Annotated in this window: 20 protein-coding genes; 10 read left to right on the top strand and 10 right to left on the bottom strand. The window is 64.9% G+C overall.

The window, feature by feature from the left end; all coding sequences use genetic code 11:
* The first annotated feature begins 50 nt into the window (after positions 1-50).
* Positions 51-1124, top strand: a complete 1074-nt coding sequence (locus AABD04_RS19335) for an alkene reductase (RefSeq protein ID WP_341442155.1) — start codon at positions 51-53, stop codon at positions 1122-1124.
* 158 nt (positions 1125-1282) lie between these two features.
* The gene (locus AABD04_RS19330; protein ID WP_341442154.1) at positions 1283-2695 is read left to right on the top strand and encodes a hypothetical protein; all 1413 of its coding nucleotides are present in this window, start codon (positions 1283-1285) and stop codon (positions 2693-2695) included.
* A gap of 27 nt (positions 2696-2722) precedes the next feature.
* Here the strand turns inward: AABD04_RS19330 and AABD04_RS19325 are convergent, their stop codons facing one another.
* From AABD04_RS19325 to AABD04_RS19315, 3 genes are read right to left on the bottom strand one after another with little or no spacing between them, the layout of a single operon-like run.
* On the bottom strand, positions 2723-4228 hold the full coding sequence (locus AABD04_RS19325; protein WP_341442153.1) for a tripartite tricarboxylate transporter permease: 1506 nt from the start codon (positions 4226-4228) through the stop codon (positions 2723-2725).
* A 16-nt stretch (positions 4229-4244) separates the two neighbouring features.
* Entirely contained in the window at positions 4245-4775 is a 531-nt protein-coding gene (locus tag AABD04_RS19320; RefSeq protein WP_341442152.1) for a tripartite tricarboxylate transporter TctB family protein, read from the bottom strand.
* A complete protein-coding gene (locus tag AABD04_RS19315) occupies positions 4772-5761 on the bottom strand; it encodes a Bug family tripartite tricarboxylate transporter substrate binding protein (RefSeq protein WP_341442151.1) in 990 nt (329 codons plus the stop codon). The genes AABD04_RS19320 and AABD04_RS19315 overlap by 4 nt, the downstream gene beginning before the upstream one ends.
* 113 nt (positions 5762-5874) lie before the next feature.
* On the opposite strand from AABD04_RS19315, the gene AABD04_RS19310 reads away from it, so the two are divergent.
* The 3 genes from AABD04_RS19310 to AABD04_RS19300 all read left to right on the top strand — a co-directional run bounded on the left by AABD04_RS19310 (position 5875) and on the right by AABD04_RS19300 (position 8807).
* Positions 5875-6267 carry a universal stress protein gene (locus AABD04_RS19310; protein WP_243593916.1) on the top strand — a complete coding sequence of 131 codons (393 nt, stop codon included), beginning with the start codon at positions 5875-5877 and terminating at the stop codon, positions 6265-6267.
* Positions 6268-6387: 120 nt separating this feature from the next.
* Positions 6388-7791 (top strand): hemolysin family protein, encoded by a 1404-nt coding sequence (locus AABD04_RS19305; protein ID WP_341442149.1) that lies wholly within the window; start codon positions 6388-6390, stop codon positions 7789-7791.
* Positions 7788-8807 (top strand): hemolysin family protein, encoded by a 1020-nt coding sequence (locus AABD04_RS19300; protein WP_341442148.1) that lies wholly within the window; start codon positions 7788-7790, stop codon positions 8805-8807. Before AABD04_RS19305 ends, AABD04_RS19300 begins: the two co-directional genes overlap by 4 nt.
* Positions 8808-9131: 324 nt before the next feature.
* Here AABD04_RS19300 and AABD04_RS19295 read toward each other — a convergent pair whose 3' ends face one another.
* Positions 9132-9611 (bottom strand): DUF6764 family protein, encoded by a 480-nt coding sequence (locus AABD04_RS19295; protein WP_341442147.1) that lies wholly within the window; start codon positions 9609-9611, stop codon positions 9132-9134.
* Positions 9612-9790: 179 nt separating this feature from the next.
* Positions 9791-10165, bottom strand: coding sequence for a winged helix-turn-helix transcriptional regulator (locus AABD04_RS19290; protein ID WP_341442146.1), 375 nt, complete (start codon positions 10163-10165; stop codon positions 9791-9793).
* Positions 10166-10278: 113 nt separating this feature from the next.
* On the opposite strand from AABD04_RS19290, the gene AABD04_RS19285 reads away from it, so the two are divergent.
* Together AABD04_RS19285 and AABD04_RS19280 are read left to right on the top strand one after the other, a co-directional pair.
* The gene (locus AABD04_RS19285) at positions 10279-11133 is read left to right on the top strand and encodes an SDR family oxidoreductase (RefSeq protein ID WP_341442145.1); all 855 of its coding nucleotides are present in this window, start codon (positions 10279-10281) and stop codon (positions 11131-11133) included.
* Positions 11134-11192: 59 nt separating this feature from the next.
* Positions 11193-11780, top strand: a complete 588-nt coding sequence (locus AABD04_RS19280) for an FKBP-type peptidyl-prolyl cis-trans isomerase (RefSeq protein ID WP_341443104.1) — start codon at positions 11193-11195, stop codon at positions 11778-11780.
* A 103-nt stretch (positions 11781-11883) separates the two neighbouring features.
* Here the strand turns inward: AABD04_RS19280 and AABD04_RS19275 are convergent, their stop codons facing one another.
* Both AABD04_RS19275 and AABD04_RS19270 read right to left on the bottom strand, forming a co-directional pair.
* Positions 11884-12513: a lipocalin family protein gene (locus AABD04_RS19275; protein WP_341442144.1), complete on the bottom strand. Its 630-nt coding sequence runs from the start codon at positions 12511-12513 to the stop codon at positions 11884-11886.
* Entirely contained in the window at positions 12510-14570 is a 2061-nt protein-coding gene (locus AABD04_RS19270; protein WP_341443103.1) for an MMPL family transporter, read from the bottom strand. The genes AABD04_RS19275 and AABD04_RS19270 overlap by 4 nt, the downstream gene beginning before the upstream one ends.
* A gap of 148 nt (positions 14571-14718) precedes the next feature.
* Between AABD04_RS19270 and AABD04_RS19265 the strand changes: the two genes are divergently transcribed.
* Together AABD04_RS19265 and AABD04_RS19260 are read left to right on the top strand one after the other, a co-directional pair.
* Complete coding sequence (locus tag AABD04_RS19265; RefSeq protein ID WP_243593909.1) at positions 14719-15198, top strand: MarR family winged helix-turn-helix transcriptional regulator; 480 nt, start codon at positions 14719-14721, stop codon at positions 15196-15198.
* Between the two features lie 217 nt (positions 15199-15415).
* Positions 15416-15817 (top strand): STAS domain-containing protein, encoded by a 402-nt coding sequence (locus AABD04_RS19260; RefSeq protein ID WP_243593908.1) that lies wholly within the window; start codon positions 15416-15418, stop codon positions 15815-15817.
* 150 nt (positions 15818-15967) lie between these two features.
* On the opposite strand, the gene AABD04_RS19255 is transcribed toward AABD04_RS19260, so the two are convergent.
* From AABD04_RS19255 to pruA, 3 genes are all read right to left on the bottom strand, one after another.
* Complete coding sequence (locus AABD04_RS19255) at positions 15968-16156, bottom strand: hypothetical protein (protein ID WP_243593907.1); 189 nt, start codon at positions 16154-16156, stop codon at positions 15968-15970.
* Positions 16157-16228: 72 nt separating this feature from the next.
* Positions 16229-17173 carry a proline dehydrogenase family protein gene (locus AABD04_RS19250; RefSeq protein ID WP_341442143.1) on the bottom strand — a complete coding sequence of 315 codons (945 nt, stop codon included), beginning with the start codon at positions 17171-17173 and terminating at the stop codon, positions 16229-16231.
* Positions 17170-18819: an L-glutamate gamma-semialdehyde dehydrogenase gene (gene pruA / locus AABD04_RS19245; RefSeq protein WP_341442142.1), complete on the bottom strand. Its 1650-nt coding sequence runs from the start codon at positions 18817-18819 to the stop codon at positions 17170-17172. Before pruA ends, AABD04_RS19250 begins: the two co-directional genes overlap by 4 nt.
* A 99-nt stretch (positions 18820-18918) precedes the next feature.
* On the opposite strand from pruA, the gene AABD04_RS19240 reads away from it, so the two are divergent.
* On the top strand, positions 18919-20523 hold the full coding sequence (locus AABD04_RS19240; protein ID WP_341442141.1) for a PucR family transcriptional regulator: 1605 nt from the start codon (positions 18919-18921) through the stop codon (positions 20521-20523).
* Positions 20524-20536: the final 13 nt, after the last annotated feature.

The raw sequence follows: 20536 nt of genomic DNA, 5'->3' as shown, positions 1-20536 counted from the left end.
GGAGTGAACAGTGGCAAAGATTGTGCACGCACTCGTAAGGAGAGAGATCCATGAAGTTGTTCACCCCGTTGACGCTCGGTGACCTGAAGCTCGACAATCGGCTGGTGATGGCCCCGCTCACGCGGGTGCGGTCCGGCAAGGACGGCGTGCCGGGCCCGATGGTGGTCGAGCACTACAAGCAGCGGGCATCTTTGGGGCTCATCGTCAGTGAAGGCACCTACCCGAGCCATGCAGGCCAGGGCTTCCCCGGTCAGCCCGGTCTGGTCACGGACGAGCAGATCGAGGGTTGGCGCAACGTCGCCGACGCAGTGCACGCCGATGGCGGCTTGATCGTCGCTCAGGTCATGCACGCCGGTCGCGTGACTCACGAGGCGACGACGGGTGGCCGTGAGGTCGTCGGCCCCAGTGCCATCGCCATCGAGGGGGAGACCCACACCTACGAGGGCAAGAAGCCGTACCCCACCCCGCGCGCGTTGCGTGAGGACGAGCTGCCTTCGGTGATCGAGGACTTCGTGCAGGCGTCGAAGAATGCGATCGCGGCCGGCATGGACGGTGTCGAGATTCACGGTGCCAACGGATACCTGTTGCACGAGTTCCTCTCGCCGGCATCGAACCAGCGAGACGACAAGTACGGCGGCTCGCCCGAGAACCGTGCGCGCTTCGTCGCCGAGGTCGTCGAGGCAGTGGTCGCAGCTCTGGGCGCAGGCAAGGTGGGCATTCGAATCTCACCGGCGCACAACATTCAGGATGCGCTCGAAACGGACGCCGCGGACGTGCGGGCCACTTACCGTGCGTTGGTCGACCGGATTGCACCGCTGGGTCTGGCGTATCTCAGCGTGCTGCACAAGGATCCGGCGGGCGAGCTGGTTCAGGATCTGCGGCAGGCCTTCGGTGGTGCCGTACTGGTCAACAGTGGTTTCGGTGAGATCACCAACCGCGACGAGGCGCTGTCGCTCCTGGACGACGGCATCGGTGACGCCGTCGTCGTCGGACGTCCGGCGATCGCCAACCCCGATCTCGCATACCGCTGGCGCGAGGATCTGCCGTTGAACGAGCCGGATCCGAGCACCTTCTACACCGACGGTGCCAAGGGCTACACGGATTACCCGGCCCTGCAGCACTGACGGATTCCCGGCCGCGACGCCCCTCGATCTCCACGAGAACGAGGGGCGATCACGGTTAAGCTTCTCCTGATATGAATATCCTGACGCGTCAGCCATCGCGTGAAACCACTTCGTCGGTGTCGGCGATCGTGTCCGCTACTTCGTTAGCGTGGGGTGCAGTGGTCACTGCGTTGTTGACGGTGCAATTCGTCCTTCTGAAAGACGCACTGATCGACGACGCGTACATCGGCTTGGGCTACGCGCAGAATTTCGGGTTCCATTTCCAGTGGGCCTTGGTGGAGTCCATCCCTTCCAACACGGCGACCTCTGCTCTGAACGTCATCGCTTCCGGGACGGTGACCGCCCTCGTCCGCGATCCCGTTCTCGCCTGCGGCATCGTATACGTCATGTCCGGGTCGGTTCTGGCAGTTTCCTTGCGCCAAGTCTTCGTGACCGTGAATCTGCCACCTCGAGGTGGAGTTCTCGCTGCCGGGCTTGTGCTCGTCAACCCGTTGATGATGTCGACCATCGGGATGGAAAGTACGCTTCTCGTCGCTGTTCTCGGGGTGTCGCTGCTGAGCATCGTCCGGTCTCGGCCCGTTTCCTTCGGCGTTGCCGCAGCCTTACTCGTGCTGACCCGACCGGACACCATCTTGTTGTTGTTACCGCTGGCATTGTCCTTTCGCGCGTTACGGGCGCAGTGGGTTCGCGCACTGGCAGCGTTCGCTTCGATCTGTGGAGCCTGGTATCTGATCAGTTGGATCCTGCTCGGTTCGGTTATTCCAGACACCTTTTTCATCAAGGCGGTGCAGCGGTCGTGGGAGGGCGAGACATTCGCCAACGGGGTCTTTCTGTTTCTGCAACGAACCCCCACGATGACGATCATGTCGATCGTTCCTGTTGTTGCAGGGGCGTCAGCTTTGCTGTTCTCGCTCTCGTATGCGTTGTACAGGCGTTACCTGCGGCCTGAGCTGCGGGTGTTCGTCTCCGCAGCGGTGGGCGGATTGTTGGTCTTCGCCGGCTACTCCGTGATAGGTGTTCCGCCGTACCACTGGTATTTCGTTCCTACTGTCGCAACCTTGTCCATCTTCCTCGTTGCCTTCGTGTACACGCGGACAGGAATACTCCACGCAGTCGGCGTGGCAGTGCTGGTTACCGCGATCGTCGTCAGTGGGGCCGTCATCTTCTTTCGTGCAGACAAGGCTGTGCCGCCCATCACGACGAACTGGACTTCGGCACAGCAGTACGAAGTCTTGGGCCGTGAGCTCGGTGCCTTGGTCGGCACCGAGTTGGTGGAACTCGACGGAGAAGCCGGAACGATTGCGTACTACTGCCGTTGCCGCGCGGTAAACGTCTTTTCCGATCAAGGTTTCATGAATGCCCGGATTCAGGAGCAGCAGAGCCAGATTCCGTCACTGGCCAAGCCGATTCTCGACGTCAACTGGCACTTCCGCGACTGGAGTCGAGGACAGCAACCGACTCGATACTTTCTCGCGGCTTCCACCGAGCCGGGGCCGCCAGGGGCTATTCGGTCGTGGCGGGTCACGTCGCAATGGATAGGCGAGAGGTACTACTCGCTGTATTACGCGTGACCCGCCACGACTACCGGCGAACCACAGTCAGAAGTCCGCGGTCTTGCGGGCCCGGATCTTGCTGACGATCGAGAACACCACGGCGATGATCATCAGTGCGTACAGCACGATGGTGATGCCGCTGCTGACGAGGATCGACGGGTCGCCCTCGCTGACGGCCAGTGCGCGTCGAAGTGATTCCTCGGCAAGCGGGCCGAGGATCACCGCGATCAGCACCGGGGCGAGCGGAATGTCGTAGCGGCGCATCATGAATCCGACGATGCCGAGCCCGAGCATGAAGATCAGATCCACGATCGAGGCACTCGACGCATAGACGCCGAGGGCGGCGAACACCGAGATGCCGGCGTAGAGGTAGTTCTTCGGGATCTTCAGCAGCTGCGCCCACAGCGGTGCGAACGGCAGATTGAGGATCAGCAGCACGATCATCGCGATGAACAAGCTCGCCAGCAGGGCCCAGACGATGTCTCCGCTGCGCTCGAACAGCAGGGGCCCGGGCTGCATGCCGTACTGCTGGAAGGCAGCCAACATGATGGCCGCGGTCGCCGACGTCGGCAGACCCAGAGCCAGTAGCGCTCCCATTGCCGTTCCGGCCGTGGAGTTTCCGGCGGCCTCCGGTCCGGCGACACCGCGGATGGCACCCTTGCCGAACATCGGCTTCTCGCGCTTGCGATCGAGCCTGCGCTCGGTGCCGTACGCCAGGAAGCTCGGTACTTCGGCACCGCCCGCGGGGATCACACCGAACGGCACGCCGAATGCCGTGCCGCGCAACCAGGCCGGCATTGCATCGCGGAACTCGGCCTTGCTCAGCCACGGACGTCCCTGCGACTTGATCAGGCTGCGATCCTCGGGTCGACCGATCTTGGATGCGATGTGGATGACCTCGCCGAGCGCGAGCATCGCGACGGTGATGACGACGATGTGAATGCCGTCGAAGAGGGCAGGTACCTCGAAGGTGAATCGTGACGCGCCCGAGGGACCGTCGATACCGATCACGGCCAGGGTGAGGCCGATCAGCAGAGCGGTCAGGCCTTTGAGTGCCGAGTCCGAGACCACCGCCGAGGTGGCGATGAACGCGAACACAGCGAGGGCGAGGTATTCGGCGGGACCGAAGTTGGTTGCCAACGACGCGAGCGTGGGAGCGAAGAACACCACCAGGGTCGTGGCGACGATGCCGCCGATGAACGCGCCGATGGCCGAGGTGGCCAAAGCCTGTGGGGCTCGGCCGTTCTTGGCCATCCGGTGCCCCTCGAAGGTCCCGGCGATTGCGGTGCTGTTGCCGGGGGTGTTCATCAGGATGCCGGAGATCGAATCGCCGAACAGGCCGCCGAAATACACACCGGCGAACATGATCAGCGCCGCGGTGGGGTCGAGGGTGAAGGTGACGGGCAGCAGCAGCGCCACCGCCATCGCCGAGCCGAGACCGGGTAGGACGCCGACGGCAGTACCGAGCAGTGCGCCGACGAACACCCAGACCAGGTTCATCGGAGTCAGCGCGGTGCCGAACCCGTCGAGAAGATTGCTCAATGAATCCATCGGAAAGTCAGCTCCGTCAGAAGATCTGGGCGAGAACGCCGCCGGGCAGGGTCAGGCCGAGGCCCGCGGAGAATGCGATCTGAATGGCGCTCGAGACCAGCAGTGCCACGGCCGCGTCGAACACGTAACGGCGACCGCCCAATCCGATCGAGACTCCCCAGAACAGGATCGCGCCTGCCAGAACCCAGCCGAGCGGGTCGAGGAGGGCGATGAACACCGCCACCGATCCGACGGTGATCGACAGGGTGCGCCAGTTGCTGACGGTGCCGGTGTGTGGCACCCCGTCCTCGTCGACGCCGCGGTCCACCACCTCGGGCTTGACCATCAGTTGGATGGTCACCAGCAGGGCGACGACGAAGCAGCCGCCCGCGACGATCGCCGGAAAGACCTGTGGGCCCGGTGATGTCGCGGTCGAGGGAACGTCCATCGTGATGGTGCCGTAGACCAAGAAGGCTCCGAGCGCGACGAGCAACGCCGGAACGATCAGTCCACTGCGGCCCGTCCAGAACGAACGAGATGTGTCCGTGTCGGTAGTCGTTGTTGTCATACCAGCCCCAGCTCCTCGAGAAGTCCGGTGATGCGTGCCTGCTCGACGTCGAGGAATTCGCCGAATTCGTCTCCGGTCAGAACCGATTCCTTCCAACGGTTGCGTTCGACGGCCGTGGCCCACTGCTCGGTCTCGACCATCTCGGAGACGATCTCGATCAGAGTCTGTCGATCCTCGTCCGAGATGCCCGGTGGTGCAACGATTCCGCGCCAGTTGACGAGGTCGACGTTGTAGCCCTGTTCGATGAACGTGTCCACGTCGAATTCTTCGAGCGGCTCGGGTGAGGCCACGGCGAGCGCGCGCACGTTGCCGGCCTCGATCTGATCGCGGAAGTCGTTGAAGCCACTGACGGCAACGCCGACGGTGTTCGACAGCAATGACGTGAGTACCTCACCGCCACCGGAGTAGGCGATGTAATTGATTGCGGCGGGGTCGATGTCGGCTTCCTGCGCCAACTGACCCGCGACGATGTGGTCGATTCCGCCGAGCGAACCGCCGCCGATCGGAAGTCCGCCGGGGTTGGCGCGCCACGCCTCGATCATGTCCTCGAGATTCTGGATCGGTGAATCCTTCGGGACGACGAACACCTCGAAGTCCTCGGCGAGTTTTGCGATCGGGACCGTGTCGGCCAAAGTCGTCTCGGAGTTGTTGATCGCGATACCGCCGAGCATGACGGTGCCGGTGATCATGACGGTGGTGGGCTGCCCACTGAGGTTGTCGAGCTGGCTCAGGCCGATGGTGCCGCCTGCACCGGGGACGTTGACGACCTGGGCGTTGTTGACGATGCCGTCGCTGCGCAGTGCCTGCTGCGATTCACGGGCGACAAGATCCCAGCCGCCGCCCGCAGCGGCCGGTGCGATCAACGTGAGCTTGGCGCGGGCATCGGAGCCGCTGGCACTGTTGGCGGCGTCGATTCCCGCGACGGTCACCGCTCCCACCACCACCAAGGCTCCGGCCGTTCGTAACAGTGTGGGCGATATCGCCATCAGAAACCTTTCGTGTGGTGTGTCACAGCGTCAGGTTAGATACAGTCTGTCGGATTAGTCCAGTTCACAACATCGAGGACGATCTTCGATGGATTCGAGCAACGGGAGACACCGTGTCGGTAGCGAGCGCAGTGGCAGTAGCGATGAGCAACACACCGGAGGGGCAGGAAGCGTTGCGACGTGGTGCCGCCGAGGCCGAGCTGCGTCAGGCCGAGCTGATCGTATTGTCCGTGGTGGACCGCGATTCCGTATCGGCGGAGGACCAGAGCGCGGCTCAGGCGGAAGTGGAGCGAGCCCTCCCCGGGAAAGCGACGACCGTGCGCGTCGAACCGGACGGCGGCGACCCGGCGGGTGCGTTGGTGGACCTCGTTGCCGACGTCGGTGCAGGCATGGTCGTCATCGGCTCGAAGCGTCGATCCGCGGTGGGCAAGTTCCTGATGGGCAGCACCGTGCAGCGGGTGCTCCTGGACTGCCCGGTTCCCGTACTCGTCGTGAAGGCACCGTGACCCGGTAGTATCGGACAAACTTCACACCATACGACCCCGAGGAATCATGGACAGCGATAAACCCGGGCCGGACACGGCTCCCCGCACTACGGCTACTACGTGCGAGGCGGTGTCCGGCGAATGAGCGTTCTGCTCACTCTTCTGCTCGGCCTGCTCGTCGTTTTTCTCATCACCGTCGCGACCGGCTACTTCGTAGCCCAGGAATTCGCGTACATGACCGTCGACCGGTCCCGTCTCAAGGCTCGCGCCGAGGCCGGCGACGCCGTCGCCGCTCGCACCTTGACCGTCACCAAGCGCACGTCGTTCATGCTGTCCGGTGCCCAGTTGGGTATCACGGTCACCGGCCTGCTGGTCGGCTACGTGGCCGAACCGCTGATCGGTCAGTCGTTCGGCGCAATACTGGGCGGCGTCGGAGTTCCGACGGCAGTCGGTGTCGGCCTGGGCGCAGTTCTGGCGATCACCTTCGCGACGTTCGTGCAGATGCTGTTCGGCGAGCTGTTCCCCAAGAACTTCGCCATCGCTCGTCCCGAGCCGGTGGCCCGATGGCTGTCGCTGTCGACGACCATCTACCTCAAGCTCTTCGGCTGGTTGATCACCATCTTCGATCAGTCGTCGAACCTGTTGCTCAAGGCGCTCAAGATCGAGCCGGTGCACGACGTGGAGCATTCGGCCAGCCTGCGCGACCTCGAGCACATCGTCTCGGACTCACGCGAGACCGGCGATCTGCCCGACGAGTTGTCGACGCTACTCGATCGGATCCTCGACTTTCCTACTCGCACAGTCGAACACGCGATGATTCCGCGTTCACGTTCGGCGACGGTTCGCGATACCGACACCCTCGCCGAGGTCGCGGCCCTGATGGGTCAGGAACACTCTCGGTACCCGGTGCTCGACGACGACGACGGCATCGTCGGCGTTGTCCATCTCGCGGACGTACTGGCCGCGACGGTGCCGGGCTCCACGCCGATCTCTGAGCTCACGCGGGACGCGTTGATCCTTCCGGAGATCCAGAGCCTGCCCGACGCGATGCGCGAGTTGCGCTCGACGAAGAACCAATTGGCCTGTGTCATCGACGAATACGGCGGTCTGACCGGCGTCATCACGATCGAGGACCTGGCCGAGGAACTGGTCGGCGAGATCACCGACGAGCATGACGACGACCTGTCCGATCCGAGCCCGGTCAGTGCCGACGACGGTAGTTGGACCATGGCCGGTGAAGTGCACATCGACGAGGTCGAACGCTCCATCGGTATCGATCTGCCCGAGGGCGATTACGAGACCATCGCCGGTTTCGCCATCGCGCACAACGGATCTCTGCCGGACATCGGTGAACGTATCGAAGTGGACCTACCACCGGACAACGCTGATCTGGCGAACGACGAGGAGAGTCCCGTTCGCTTCGTGATCCTCGAGATCGAGGAGATCGACAGCCACGTCCCGTCTCTGCTGACCCTGACGCTCGGCGAGCGTGACCCGGAGCACGACGACGAGTCGGCCGAGACGAAGGAAAGTGTGCACCGATGAGCAACATCTGGGTTTTCCTGGCCGTCACGATCGGTCTCATCGCTGCCAGTGCCTTCTTCGTGGCCGTCGAGTTCGCGCTGTTGGCCGCCAAACGGCATCGACTCGAAGACGCCGCTCCCAATTCACGGGCAGCGCGGGCAGCGCTGCGCAGTTCGTCCGAGCTGACCGTCCTGCTTGCCGGCTCCCAACTGGGCATCACCGTCTGCACCCTCGGCCTCGGTGCGACGACCAAGCCGGCCGTGCACTACTGGCTCACGCCTCTGTTCGAGAGTGGCGGCCTGCCGTACTGGTTCGCCGACGTCCTCGGCTTCGTGCTCGCGCTGATCGTCGTCACCTTCCTGCACCTGGTGGTCGGTGAGATGGCTCCGAAGTCCTGGGCCATCGCCCATCCGGAGAAGTCGGCAACGATGCTCGCAATTCCTATGCGCGGGTTCATGTTTGTCACCCGCCCGGTTCTGACGGCACTGAACAACATGGCCAACTGGTGCCTGCGCCGGGTCGGCGTCGAGCCGGCCGACACCGTGGGTACGGGCCAGAACGCCGACGATCTTCGCCAGTTGGTGGAGCACTCGGTGAATGTCGGTGCTCTCGACGCCAGCTACCAAGCGCAGATCGCGAGTGCGCTCGAACTGCAGGAACTGACGGTCGGCGATCTGGTGCGCCAGTTCGGCAAGCCGACGTCGGTGCCGTCGACGGCGACCATCGACGACGTGCGCGAGGCGTCGCGTCGTTCGGGGCATCTGCGGATCCTGGTCAGCGACGCCGATGTGGTCAAGGGAGTGGTGCACGTGCGCGATACGTTGACCGCTCCGCAGACCCTCGCGGAGATCACGCGTCCGGCGTACACACTCGAGGCGACGACTCCGGTGTACGTTGCCCTGCAGTCGATGCGCGAGACCCGGCACCACCTGGCTCTGGTGGTGGACGGCTCGGCGGCGGCGGACGATCCGGCGCGCAGCGTCGGCGTCGTGACCCTGTCCGACGTGCTGACGCGGCTGTTGCCTCAACCCGTCTGATTCGATTCGGGCCCTTCGAACGAAGCATCCCCGCCCGGCTTGGCCGAGCGGGGATGCCTTTTTCGTATCGGACCCGAGAACTCAGATCGGGGCGACGACCAACAGGTGTGCCCAGTACGACGCGACGTCGTGGCCGAGTTGGGGGAGCAGAACGTCGTAGAGCAGGTAGGACATCATTGCGGTCGAACTCCTTGTTCAGCGGGCCGTTGCCGGCTCGCGTTCCGAGACTGTGGGTGACCGAGACTGTCGGTCAGTGAGACTGTAGATCACGCGGACCCCCGTGACATCCATATCGCCCACTCGTGTCCGCCCCCGTGGCGCACGTCAGCCGATGCAGCCCTGCAAGGTGGTGAAGCTGCCGGCAATGCCGGCACCGTTGCACACCGCACCGGTCGGGGTGAGCGTGATGGTCGAGCCCGGCGCTGCCACGGCGATGGAGAGCCCGAGGCCGGCTGCGGTGTTCTGTGCGACGGCACCCGGGCCGAACGCGATGGCTGCAGGCGCGCCGCCGAAACTGCCGTTGCTGACGGCAGTTCCACCATTCAGTCCGAGTGCAAGCGCGGCTGCGTTGTTCATGGCCTCGGCCGAGCCCCAACCCTCCAGCCCGAAGCCGGCCGCCGCGCTCGCGACGTCGGCGGAACTGTCGCACTGCGATCCTCCGTCGATCGTGGCGACATCGACTCCGCCGGGTGCTGTGGTGCAGGCGACCGGCGCGGCCGATGCGGTGCCGGGTACCAGTGCCGCGAACGCACAGGCGAATCCGAATGCTGCTGCGCCGCCGACAATTCTCTTGGTGTGGAACATGGTGAATGCCTCCCGAGATCGGTGCGTCGGCACCGGTGTGCCGATCGTGTCGGTCGCCGGGCAACCCTCTCGGGACCCGACTCCCTCCGTCCGAGTGTTACCCCGTTGCAACGCCGTCGGAGGTCATCGGAATCACGAATTCAACTCGGTAGCATAACGAAGCGATAACGCCCGGCTGATCAGCGAGCGTCGTGCTGGGCGCGAGATTCGAGAACGGCGGGCATCGAGCCTTCGATGAGTTCGATGAGGTCGGTCAATCGGGTGCCGACGTCGCGTCCGAGTGGGGTGAGGCTGTACTCGACCTTCGGTGGAATGGTTTCGAGCACGGTACGCACGATGAGGCCGTCGCGTTCGAGGGTCTGCAAAGTTTGCGAGAGCATGCGTTCGCTCACGCCGTCGACGCGTCGGCGCAGAGCGTTGAATCGATAGTCGCCTTCGGTGAGCGCGGCGAGTGCGAGGACGCCCCACCTGCTGGTCGCGTTCTGCAAGGTCTGTCTCGACGCGCAGTCCCGCGCGAAGACGGACGCTTCGAGTGACGCGGCGGGTTCGGGCATTCCGCCATGCTAGCGCATGTGGAAACAGAAGCAGTGATCGATCTGCTTGCACTGCACGAAAAGTAAGTGCATAGTGGTGCAGAACTTGAAACCTCAACCTCAGGAGCTCGATCATGACCACAGCGGTAACCGGAGCAACGGGCAACCTCGGCGGACTCGTCGTCGACGCACTCATCGAACGCGGTCTCTCGCCCGCAGACATCGTGGCGGTCGTACGCGACGCGGACAAGGCGTCGACGCTCGCCGAACGCGGTGTGGTGGTGCGCGTAGCCGACTACTCCGATTCGGCCGCCCTGACGACTGCGTTCGCGGGCGTGGACAAGCTGCTGCTGGTCTCGGGTTCGGAGGTCGGGCAGCGAATTGCGCAGCACACCAACGTCATCGAGGCAGCGGAGGCCGCCGGTGTGGGACTCGTCGCGTACACGAGCCTGCTCGCCGCCGACACTTCCGGCATCAGCCTCGCGCCCGAGCACAAGGCCACCGAGGAACGGCTGACGGCCTCGCCGATCCCCGCTGTGTTTCTGCGCAACGGCTGGTACTGGGAGAACTACCTCGGCTCCCTCGCGCAGACCATCGAGGGCGGAGTGCTCCTCGGTGCGGCAGGCAACGGCAAGCTCGCCGCCGCGTCTCGCGTCGACTTCGCCGCCGCGGCCGCCGCCGTGCTGACACTCGACGATCAGGGCGGAAAGATCTACGAGCTCGGCGGCGACGAACGCCTCACCTACGCCGAGCTTGCCGCCGTCATCAGCGAGATCTCCGGCAAGTCGATCGCCTACAAGGACGTCTCCGAGTCCGAGTACGCCGCGATTCTCCAGGGCGCAGGACTGCCCGACTTCGTGGCAACGATGTTGGCCAGCGCGGACGCCGGCATTTCTCGCGGCGAACTCGACACCGATTCCGGAGACCTGCAGTCCCTGATCGGTCGCGCATCCACCCCGGTGGCAGACGTGCTTCGCGCCGCGGTGTGACGGGCATCGGGGGCGGTACTTGTACCGTGGGCGCGGTGAATCACTCCTACACCCGCACCATGTTCCTGGCCGCCTCCGCCTCGCTCGCCCTGATGGCGGGAGCCTGCAGTTCGGATGCGGACTCCTCGTCCCCGGCGACCTCCACTCCGTCGGCGTCGGCGTCGGCAAGCACCGGTGCCACAGCCCCGAGCACCTGCCCCACCGCGGAACCCGACGCCGCTGCCACACCCGACTGGACGCTGGACGGAGACACCGGCAGCATCGCCGTCGTCGGATCCACGGACACGGCAGCACCCGCGGTCACCGTCGAAGCGCCGTTCAGCGTCGCCGAGACACAGGTGGAGACCCTGGCAGAGGGAGACGGACCGGTCGTTGCAGCCGACGCCGAGGTCTCCGTCTGCTACATGGGCGTCAACGGACGCACCGGGGAAACCTTCGACAGCAGCTTCGACCGGGGTGCACCGGTCGAGTTCCCACTCACCGGGGTTGTCGGGGGCTTTCAGAAAGCCATCGCTGGACAGACTGTCGGCTCGACCGTCGCCGTCGCTGCGACCGCGGCGGACGGCTACCCGAGCGGTCAGCCGCAGGCAGGAATCGAACCGGGAGACAGCTTGATCTTCGCTATCTCGATCCTGTCCGCGAGCTGAGTGCCTCCGGCAGTGGTGCGGCTCTGTCTCTGGGTCGTTCCGCGGGCTCCACTCCCGCGTGCCCTCTGCAGCACTCAACCGCACCACTGCGGCTCCGCCGCACTTACACCGTCGAGAGCTGCTGAATCGTCGTCGCGCCGCCCGGGGTGGGCGTCGTGGTGATGAAGTTCGAGTCGTAACCCAACGACTCGACGACGCCGCGGATCTCACGAAACTGCTCGACGCTGACGTCGGGCGTGCGCTTGAGTACGAATCCGGACGTGCGGTTGGGGCTTCCGACGAACGCCCAGGAGTAGTCGTCGGCGATGTAGGCCACGATGTAGTTGGTCGGGCCCTCCTGGCTCTCCTGCGTGGGGACGCCCGGGAAGCTCACGTGCAGTTGGGCATTGGTGACGGTGTCGTTGACTCGGGCGTTACCGACGATGCGGTTCTCCTGGCCGGTCCAGGTGGTGCAGGTGTTCTCGACGCGAATGTTGGCCTCGTCGATCATCTGGTAGTTCGCCTGCGTGTCACGCGCACAGATCAGGTTGAAGGGCTGCGGCACGGCGGCAACCTGGTTCCAGGTGCCCAGGTAGCGCTCGACGTCGAGTGACGGGATCGGAGCCAGCGGCTCGAGGCCGACCGATCCCAGGGGGCCGACCGGCTGCGCCTGAGCCGGGGCCGCGGTCAGCAGTGCACCAGCGGCGAGGGCACCGACGAGTGCGGTGCGGCCGAATGCGTTGCGGATCTTCATGTGTTCGCTCCTTGAGTTGCGGTTGTGGTCTTGCTCGAATCGATCCTGTTCGGCCACCAGATCCCCGGGCCGATGAGGGTGAACAGGGCGGGAATCACCACGGTGCGTACGACGAAGGTATCGAGCAGAATACCGAGTCCGACGATGATGCCGAGTTGGGTCAGAGTGATCAGCGGGAGGACGCCGAGCACACAGAACACGGCAGCCAGCACGATTCCGGCGCTCGTGATGACACCTCCGGTAGCCGACACCGCCCGCACGATGGCAGATCTGGTGCCGTGCCGCGGTGTCTCCTCGCGGGTGCGTGTGACCAAGAAAATGGTGTAGTCCACGCCGAGGGCGACGAGGAACAGGAACGCGAACAGCGGAGTGTTGTCGTCGAGGGCGGGAAATCCGAAGATGTGCAGGCTCACCCAGCTGCCGATCCCGATCGCGGCCACTGCGCTCAATACCGTTGTGGCAACCAGGATCACGGGTGCGACGAGGGCGCGCAGCAGGACCAGGAGTACGGCGAGCACAACCGCGAGGATGGCGGGAATGACCACGAGGCGATCGCGAGCCGCTGCGTCCGTGGTGTCGAGCGCCTTGGCGTCGCTGCCACCTACTCGAGCGTCGTCCACCCCTGCGAGTGCTGAGCGAAGACTCTCGACCACGGCGAACGACTCGTCCGATGCGGGAGCGGCGTCGGTGACGACCGAGAGGCGAGTGAGTCCGGTGTCCGAATCTGCGACGCGGTCGACCGAGACGACTCCGTCGATCCCCTCCACTGTGCTGATGACCCCGTCGATCTCAGCGGTGGGGGCGAGGACCGTCATCGGGTCGGCCGATCCGGCCGGGAAATGCTGCGAGAGAGTGTCGAAGCCTTCGACGGATTCGGCGGTCACGCGGAACTGTTCGGTTTGAGAGAGTCCGATCTGGGTCCCGAACAATGCTGCGCAGCAGGCCAGCAGCGCAACGATGGTGACCGAGGCCGTCGCTACGGGGCGCCGAGAGACGCCCGCCGCGATCGAGTGCCAGACGCCCTCCGTTGTGGTGTCCCGGTCCGATTCCTTGGGAACGAAGGGCCAGAACAGTTTCGGGCCGCAGAGTGCCAGGAGCGGCGGCAGTACGAACAGTACGAAGACCGCTGCGACGACGAGCCCCGCCGCGGCCAGAGCGCCCAGGCTGCGGGTGCTCGGCAGTATCGCCAATAGCAGCGTGAGCAGCGCCAGTACGACGGTGGCGTTGCTGGCGAGGATGGCAGGCCCGGCCTGGCGGACGGCGTGGCGGAGGGCGAGGCGATGATCGGGCTCGCGCCGCAGTTCCTCGCGGTACCGAGAGATCAGCAGCAGCGCATAGTTGGTGCCGGCACCGAAGACCAGCACGCTGGTGATTCCCGACGTGGACCCGTCGAAGGACAGGCCGGTGACCTCGGCCAGGGCGGTGCCGACGGTGGTGGCGAAACGGTCGGCGAATCCGATGACGGCCAGCGGCACCAACCACAGGATGGGTGACCGATAGGTGACGATGAGCAGGACGGCCACCACGAGTGCGGTGACGGCGAGAAGAGTGAAGTTGGCCCCGGAGAACGAGTTCGCGATGTCGGCACCGAAGGCGGGTCCGCCGGTGACCTGAGCGCGCAGCTCCGGTGCGAGGCCGTCGGTCGCGGCCGACCGCAGTTCGGTGATCAGTTCGTTCAGCGTGAAGCCCGACAGCTCGGAATCGACTTGGACCAGCGCAATCGCAGCTTTGCCGTCGGGTGCGACGATCGGGGGAGGTCCGGGCTCGTCCGGTACCGAACGATCGACGGCGAGCAGCCGGCTCTGTGCGGCAGCTGCTCCTTCGATGTCGGCCGGTGTGAGGTCACCGCCGTCGACGCGGCTCAGTACCAGAATCACCGGGGCGGAGTCGGAGTCCGGAAACTGAGAGAGCAGCTCGTCCACCTGGAAGGACTCGGCCGACGTCGGCAACGAGTTCGGTGATTGATCGGCGGAGTCGTTGCTGCCGACCAGCCCCATGACGGCGATGGAGAGAACGAGGATGGCGAGCGCGATCGCCCACGATCTACGGTGCGTCACGGCTGCGGCGACGCGGTCCAAGGCGGCGGGGTTCTCGGTTCGGGTGCTGTCCACGTTCCAAACAATCTCATTTACTTAGATATTAAGCAACTGAATCTGTTGTGGGCAGTACTCTGACGTTGACCGTAGCGAAGGAGTTACCACCGACATGGCCGACCGAGACCACCTCGAATCCGCGATCTCTGCGGATCTACGAGCGCTGTCGTCGGTCTCCGAACAGATCGGCCAAGTGTTCGGGGCTCTACACAGCCTGCGCCCCAACGATTTTCGAGCACTGCTACATGTGATGGTCGCCGATGTCGAGGGTGCGCCGTTGACGGCGGGCGAACTGGGCACCATGTTGGGACTGTCGTCCGCGGCGATGACCTACCTCGTCGAGCGCATGATCGCGTCGGGGCACATCCGTCGCGAATCCGACGCGTCCGATCGACGCAAGGTCATTCTGCGCTACGACGAGCACGGGATGGAGGTTGCTCGCGGGTTCTTCGGACCCCTCGGCAGGCGCACCAGCGCTGCGTTGGCGGACCTCCCCGATACGGATCTCGCCGCCGCGCATCGAGTGTTCGAAGCACTCATCGGTGCTATGCGCGAACACCACGCCGACCTGGGCGACAGCACTCGCGCCTAGTGCGTGCGCCCGGGCGCAGTGTTCGAACTGCTGGTGGGCGGCCTCCTCGATCCGATGCTGGACGCCGAGCGTGCGAGTGACGTAGGGTTGGCCGTGGTTGAGCTAACAGCCGGTCACGGGGAAACGCAGCGAAGTCGGCGTCCGGGTCAGGCAACAATTCTGCTCCCGCTGCGTCAATCGGTTTCCCCTTCAGTTCGACCGATCGATGGGATCTGCCATGAGTGTTGAATCTTCAGGCAACAAAGTTCGAACCACCCCGGTGACCGTCGCGGAGAAGTCCGTGTCGGTCGCAGCAACCGGAGCAATCTTCACCGCGCACGACGGCCCCGACGGTTCACTCGTCGTCGCCGTCCACGGCGACATCGACATGCGCAGCGCGCCGATGTTCTCCGATTTCGTCTGCAGCCGCGTGTCCAGCAAACGGCATGTCACTCTCGATCTGTCCAATGTCGAGTTCTTCGGCATCGCAGGTCTCACCGTCTTCGACGCAGTCCGTGAGTACACGGCCGGTATCGGTGCATCATGGTCGATCGTCGCAGGACGCTCGGTCTCACGTCTGATCCAGGTCGCCGACCTCGAGTCCACGATTCCGACGGCTCGTCCTTCGACCGACCAGTAATACTCCGGCGATCTTCGCCGCGACAAGAGGTGGGCAGCTCCAGTACTGGGGCTGCCCACTGTTCGTTCGGTCCCTCACAGAAACGGACGACCCTGCCCGACGGGGTGGCCGGGGCGCAGGATCGTCCGTGAGTGTTTCCGTACAGGCGAACTAGTCCTTGGTTCCTTCGGAATCGCTGAAGAACGCCCACTCGCCGTCGTGCTCGACCTCGAGTCGCCACCCCAACTCCTCGTTGTCGGAACGGCTGTCCTTGAACCACGCGTGCGCGTCCTCGGAACTGGAGATGTCCTTGGTGTCGACGACGGTTCCGTGCGGATCGATAACTCTGTAATTTGCCATGACCTCGGGATGCCCCGATGCCGCGCAACCTAATCCACACGGAACCGCCGAGGGAGAACAGCGGCCGGCCCACTACGTGCGGGAGAGCACCGATCGAGCGAAGAACACCAGGTTCGCCGGACGCTCGGCCAGTCTGCGCATGAAGTAGCCGTACCACTGCGATCCGTACGGGACGTACACGCGAACGTGTTGTCCGGCGTCCACCAGTCGCCGCTGCTCGGGGTCGCGGATTCCGTACAGCATCTGGAATTCGAACTCCTCGGACGACCGTCCTGCAGCAGACGCGAGACGTTCTGCCGCCTCGATCATCTCCGGATCGTGTGAGGCCACCATCGGGTAGCCGCGGCCGTCCATCAGCACCTGCAGGCACCGGAGGTAGGAGTCGGACACCTCCCGTGCACCCTGAAACGCTACCGACGACGGTTCGTTGTACGCCCCCTTGCACAGTCGGATACGAGATCTCGGCCCGGACAGGTCCCGGCAGTCGGCCTCCGTTCGTCGCAGATACGCCTGCAGCACCGTACCCAGATCGGGGAAGTCCACGCGCAGTTCGCGGACGATCGACAGGGTCGAATCGGTGGTGGTGTGGTCCTCGGCATCCACCGTCACCCACACCCCGGCCGCGGCGGCAGCAGTGCAGATCGTCCGTGCGTTCTCGAGTGCCAGAGTCCGGTCGATTCCCTGGCCGAGCGCCGACAGTTTCAGCGAGATCTCCAGTGCTGTCGCATCGGCGTTACGCGTCGAGAAGCGTTGTATCAGTGACAGATACGCGTCCACGGTTGCTGTCGCCTGAGCTCGATCGGTGGTGTCCTCACCGAGATAGTCCACCGAGACGAACCGGCCCGATGCCAGCAGGGCGTCGACTGCGCTGACGGCTGCGGGCTCGGATTCGCCTGCGACGAAGCGGTCGACGAGGGATCGGGTGGCGCGCAGCCGCGTCACCGTTGCCTGCAGTTTCGGTGAACGAGCCGCCGCCAGCAGTGCCGGCCGCAGCGGATTGCTCAGCAGAGTGGTCATCGCGTGCCCTCACCTTCCTGATGCGGGTAGCCGTGAGTGGTCGGCGGTACGAACGTTTCCTTCACGGTGCGGGCCGAGGCCCAGCGCAGCAGATTCTGCGGTGAACCGGCCTTGTCGTTGGTGCCCGACGCGCGGGCTCCGCCGAACGGTTGCTGTCCCACCACTGCGCCGGTCGGCTTGTCGTTGACGTAGAAGTTCCCGGCGGCGAATCGCAATGCCGCATGTGCCTGTTCGACGGCGGTGCGATCGGTGGCGATGACCGCTCCGGTCAATGCGTACTTCGATCCGGAGTCGACGGTGCGCAGGGTCTCGGCATAGGCGTCGGGCCTGCTGTCGTCGTACACGTGGACGGCGAGGATGGGGCCGAAGTATTCGGTGGTGAACGCCTCGTCGGTGGGATCGTCGCCGAGAAGCACAGTGGGAGAGACGAAGTACCCCTCCGAGTCGTCGCAGGTACCACCGGCGGCGATGGTCAGACTCGAGACGGACTTCGCCCGATCGAGGGCTGCTGCGTTGCGGTCGAACGCCTTTCGGTCGATGACGGCTCCGCCGTAGTTGGACAGGTCGGTCACGTCGCCGTACTTCAGGGCCGAGACCTGCTCGATGAACGTATCGCCCATCGCGGCCCACAGCGATTTCGGTACGAACGCCCTCGACGCTGCCGAGCACTTCTGTCCCTGGAAGTCGAACGCGCCGCGAATCATGGCCGTGGTCAGCACATCCGGGTCGGCCGAGCTGTGCGCGACGATGAAGTCCTTGCCGCCGGTCTCGCCCACGAGCCGTGGGTAGGAGTGGTAGTTCGAGATGTTGTTGCCCACCTCGCGCCACAGCGTCTGGAATGTCGCGGTGGATCCGGTGAAGTGGATTCCGGCCAGCCGCGGATCGGCAAGGGCCACCTCGGACACCATCGGCCCGTCGCCGAGAACGAGGTTGATCACCCCTGGTGGCAGACCTGCGGCTTCGAGCAGCTGGAGCGTCAGATACGCGGCCACTGCCTGAGTGGGGGAGGGCTTCCACAGCACGGTGTTGCCCATCAAGGCAGGCGCGGTGGGGAGGTTGCCTGCGATGGCGGTGAAGTTGAACGGGGTGATGGCGTAGACGAAGCCCTCGAGCGGACGGTATTCGACGCGGTTCCACACTCCCGGAGCCGAGACCGGCTGGTCGGCGAGGATCTGCCGAGCGAATGCGACGTTGAACCGCCAGAAGTCGATGAGCTCGCAGGGCGCGTCGATCTCCGCCTGATAGGCCGACTTCGATTGTCCGAGCATCGTTGCAGCAGCGATTCTTTCGCGCCACGGACCGGACAGCAGATCGGCGGCGCGCAGGAACACTGCGGCTCGCTCGTCGAAGGGGAGATCGCGCCACGCGGGGGCGGCGGCAGTGGCGGCGTCGATGGCGTCACGCACATCCTGATGGGTGGCACCGGTGAAGCTGCCGATGATCGACGAGTGCTTGTGCGGCTCGACGACGTTCTCGACCGGACCGTCGGCAACGCGGTGGACACCGCCGATGACCTGGTGGATCTCAACGGGCGATGTCCGGAGCTCGGTCAGGCTGGTCCGGAGGCGAGCGCGTTCCGGGCTCCCCGGGGCGTAGGTGTTGACCGGCTCGTTGGTGGGGGTGGGGACGGATGTGACGGCGTCCATGGCTGCTCCTCGTCTTCGGTGTGTGGTGTTCATTGAAGACCGATCCGCAGCTCGTTCAATCAGCCCGTCGGCCAAAGAATTCGTGATGTACTTGTCCGTATGGCCAACACTGTGTCGCTGCGATCGTTGCTGACCTCACTGCACAGCGCCGTCGTCGAGCTCGTGGTGGCACCGGTGGGAATGGACATGGCCGTGGAGTCCGTCGCGCTGCTCGACGCCGACGACCTGCGGTCACCTCCGGGAACATCCGCTGATCTGGCGCTGCTGGTGGGCGTGACCGAAGCCGATGTGATGCGGTGGTTCGACGATGTCGCGTTGCGCCCGGTCGCAGACCGACCGCGTGCGGTGCTGACCAAAGTCGCCGCCTCGACTGCGCTGTCCCACGGTGCGCGAGAGACAGGCATCGCACTGGTTGCGGTGCACCAGCAGACACGGTGGGAGCTGTTGCTGTCGATGATGCGTGGAGTCCTCGACCAAGTCCGGGCCCAGAGCTCCGACGACGGACTGTTCGGTGCCGACACCGACCTGTACGAACTCGCGCAGACGGTGGCGTTGCTGACGAAGGGCATGGTGAGCATCGAGGACGAGCGCTCGCACGTGTTGGCCTATTCGGCATCCGACGACGCGGCCGACGAACTACGCACCCTGTCGATACTCGGGCGAGAAGGTCCGGCGGACTATCTGCGCAGACTGCACGAGCGCGGCGTGTTCGATCGACTCCGCCGCACCGACGACGTCATCGACGTACCCGCGGATCCCGAACTGGTGATTCGCCGACGCCTCGCGGTGGGGATTCGTCGGATGGCCGGCAGGAGTGGAGCCGGCGGAACGACCGTTTCGATCGGCCCGACGACCCTCGGAACGATCTGGGTGCAGGAGGGTTCCGCCCCGCTCGCCGCCGACGCCGACGCAGTACTGCGTGGTGCCTCCGCCGTTGCGGCCCGACTGATCACCCGCATCGCGAATGCCCCCACCAACGAGGCCCTGCAGATTCAGCGCCTGCTGGGGGCCAGGGGCGGCGGTGTCGACGTCCCGTCGTTGGCATCGGCGCTGTCGATACCCACCACGGGATCTGCAGCGGTCGTCGGATTCGCTGCCTGCGGGGAGTTCGAGATCAGCTCCTTGGCCCCGGCTATCCGATTGCACGCCAGCGCTTTCCGCCGAGATTCGTTGGTCACGATCATCGGTGAGAGAATCTACGCACTGTTTCCCGGGGTGGCGTCGGGCACGGGTATCGCGGCGTGGACCGCCGATGCCGTTGGCCGGATCGAGACGCGCACCTCGCTGGCGCTGCGCGCCGCGGTCGCCGCACCGATCGCCGACCTCGACGGGGTGGCGGTGGCCAGATTCGAAGTCGACCGAGTACTCGACGGCACCACCGGCGAGGTACGCGTCACGACGCTGGAGGAGTCGAGAACCTCTGTGTTGCTGGGCGAGATCCTGGAACTGATCGCCAATCACGAACAGCTCCGAGACCCGCGGATCGCCGCCCTCGACCGATACGACGCCACCAACGACTCGAGAATGCGCGAGAGTCTCGAGACGTATCTGGAGTGTTTCGGTGATGTTCGGGCCGGTGCCGAGCGACTGCACATTCACCCGAACACCCTGCGCTACCGTATTCGCCGCGTCGAGCAGATCCTGGACCTCGACCTGACCGATCCCGACGCGCGGCTACTGGTGGAAATACAGCTGCGGATATAAGAGGGCCTGCGGC

Origin of the sequence: Rhodococcoides navarretei, assembly GCF_038069675.1 — a bacterium.
In the GTDB taxonomy this organism is placed as follows: Bacteria; Actinomycetota; Actinomycetes; order Mycobacteriales; family Mycobacteriaceae; genus Rhodococcoides; species Rhodococcoides navarretei.
This window is presented reverse-complemented; position numbering and strand designations above follow the sequence as displayed.

Bases quoted from the DNA above. Each gene is read 5' to 3' on its own strand.
- AABD04_RS19335 (WP_341442155.1), top strand. From the start codon at position 51: ATGAAGTTGTTCACCCCGTTGACGCTCGGTGACCTGAAGCTCGACAAT.
- AABD04_RS19325 (WP_341442153.1), bottom strand. From the start codon at position 4,228: ATGGATTCATTGAGCAATCTTCTCGACGGGTTCGGCACCGCGCTGACT.
- AABD04_RS19320 (WP_341442152.1), bottom strand. From the start codon at position 4,775: ATGACAACAACGACTACCGACACGGACACATCTCGTTCGTTCTGGACG.
- AABD04_RS19315 (WP_341442151.1), bottom strand. From the start codon at position 5,761: ATGGCGATATCGCCCACACTGTTACGAACGGCCGGAGCCTTGGTGGTG.
- AABD04_RS19305 (WP_341442149.1), top strand. From the start codon at position 6,388: ATGAGCGTTCTGCTCACTCTTCTGCTCGGCCTGCTCGTCGTTTTTCTC.
- AABD04_RS19300 (WP_341442148.1), top strand. From the start codon at position 7,788: ATGAGCAACATCTGGGTTTTCCTGGCCGTCACGATCGGTCTCATCGCT.
- AABD04_RS19295 (WP_341442147.1), bottom strand. From the start codon at position 9,611: ATGTTCCACACCAAGAGAATTGTCGGCGGCGCAGCAGCATTCGGATTC.
- AABD04_RS19290 (WP_341442146.1), bottom strand. From the start codon at position 10,165: ATGCCCGAACCCGCCGCGTCACTCGAAGCGTCCGTCTTCGCGCGGGAC.
- AABD04_RS19285 (WP_341442145.1), top strand. From the start codon at position 10,279: ATGACCACAGCGGTAACCGGAGCAACGGGCAACCTCGGCGGACTCGTC.
- AABD04_RS19280 (WP_341443104.1), top strand. From the start codon at position 11,193: ATGTTCCTGGCCGCCTCCGCCTCGCTCGCCCTGATGGCGGGAGCCTGC.
- AABD04_RS19275 (WP_341442144.1), bottom strand. From the start codon at position 12,513: ATGAAGATCCGCAACGCATTCGGCCGCACCGCACTCGTCGGTGCCCTC.
- AABD04_RS19265 (WP_243593909.1), top strand. From the start codon at position 14,719: ATGGCCGACCGAGACCACCTCGAATCCGCGATCTCTGCGGATCTACGA.
- AABD04_RS19260 (WP_243593908.1), top strand. From the start codon at position 15,416: ATGAGTGTTGAATCTTCAGGCAACAAAGTTCGAACCACCCCGGTGACC.
- AABD04_RS19255 (WP_243593907.1), bottom strand. From the start codon at position 16,156: ATGGCAAATTACAGAGTTATCGATCCGCACGGAACCGTCGTCGACACC.
- AABD04_RS19250 (WP_341442143.1), bottom strand. From the start codon at position 17,173: ATGACCACTCTGCTGAGCAATCCGCTGCGGCCGGCACTGCTGGCGGCG.
- pruA (WP_341442142.1), bottom strand. From the start codon at position 18,819: ATGGACGCCGTCACATCCGTCCCCACCCCCACCAACGAGCCGGTCAAC.
- AABD04_RS19240 (WP_341442141.1), top strand. From the start codon at position 18,919: ATGGCCAACACTGTGTCGCTGCGATCGTTGCTGACCTCACTGCACAGC.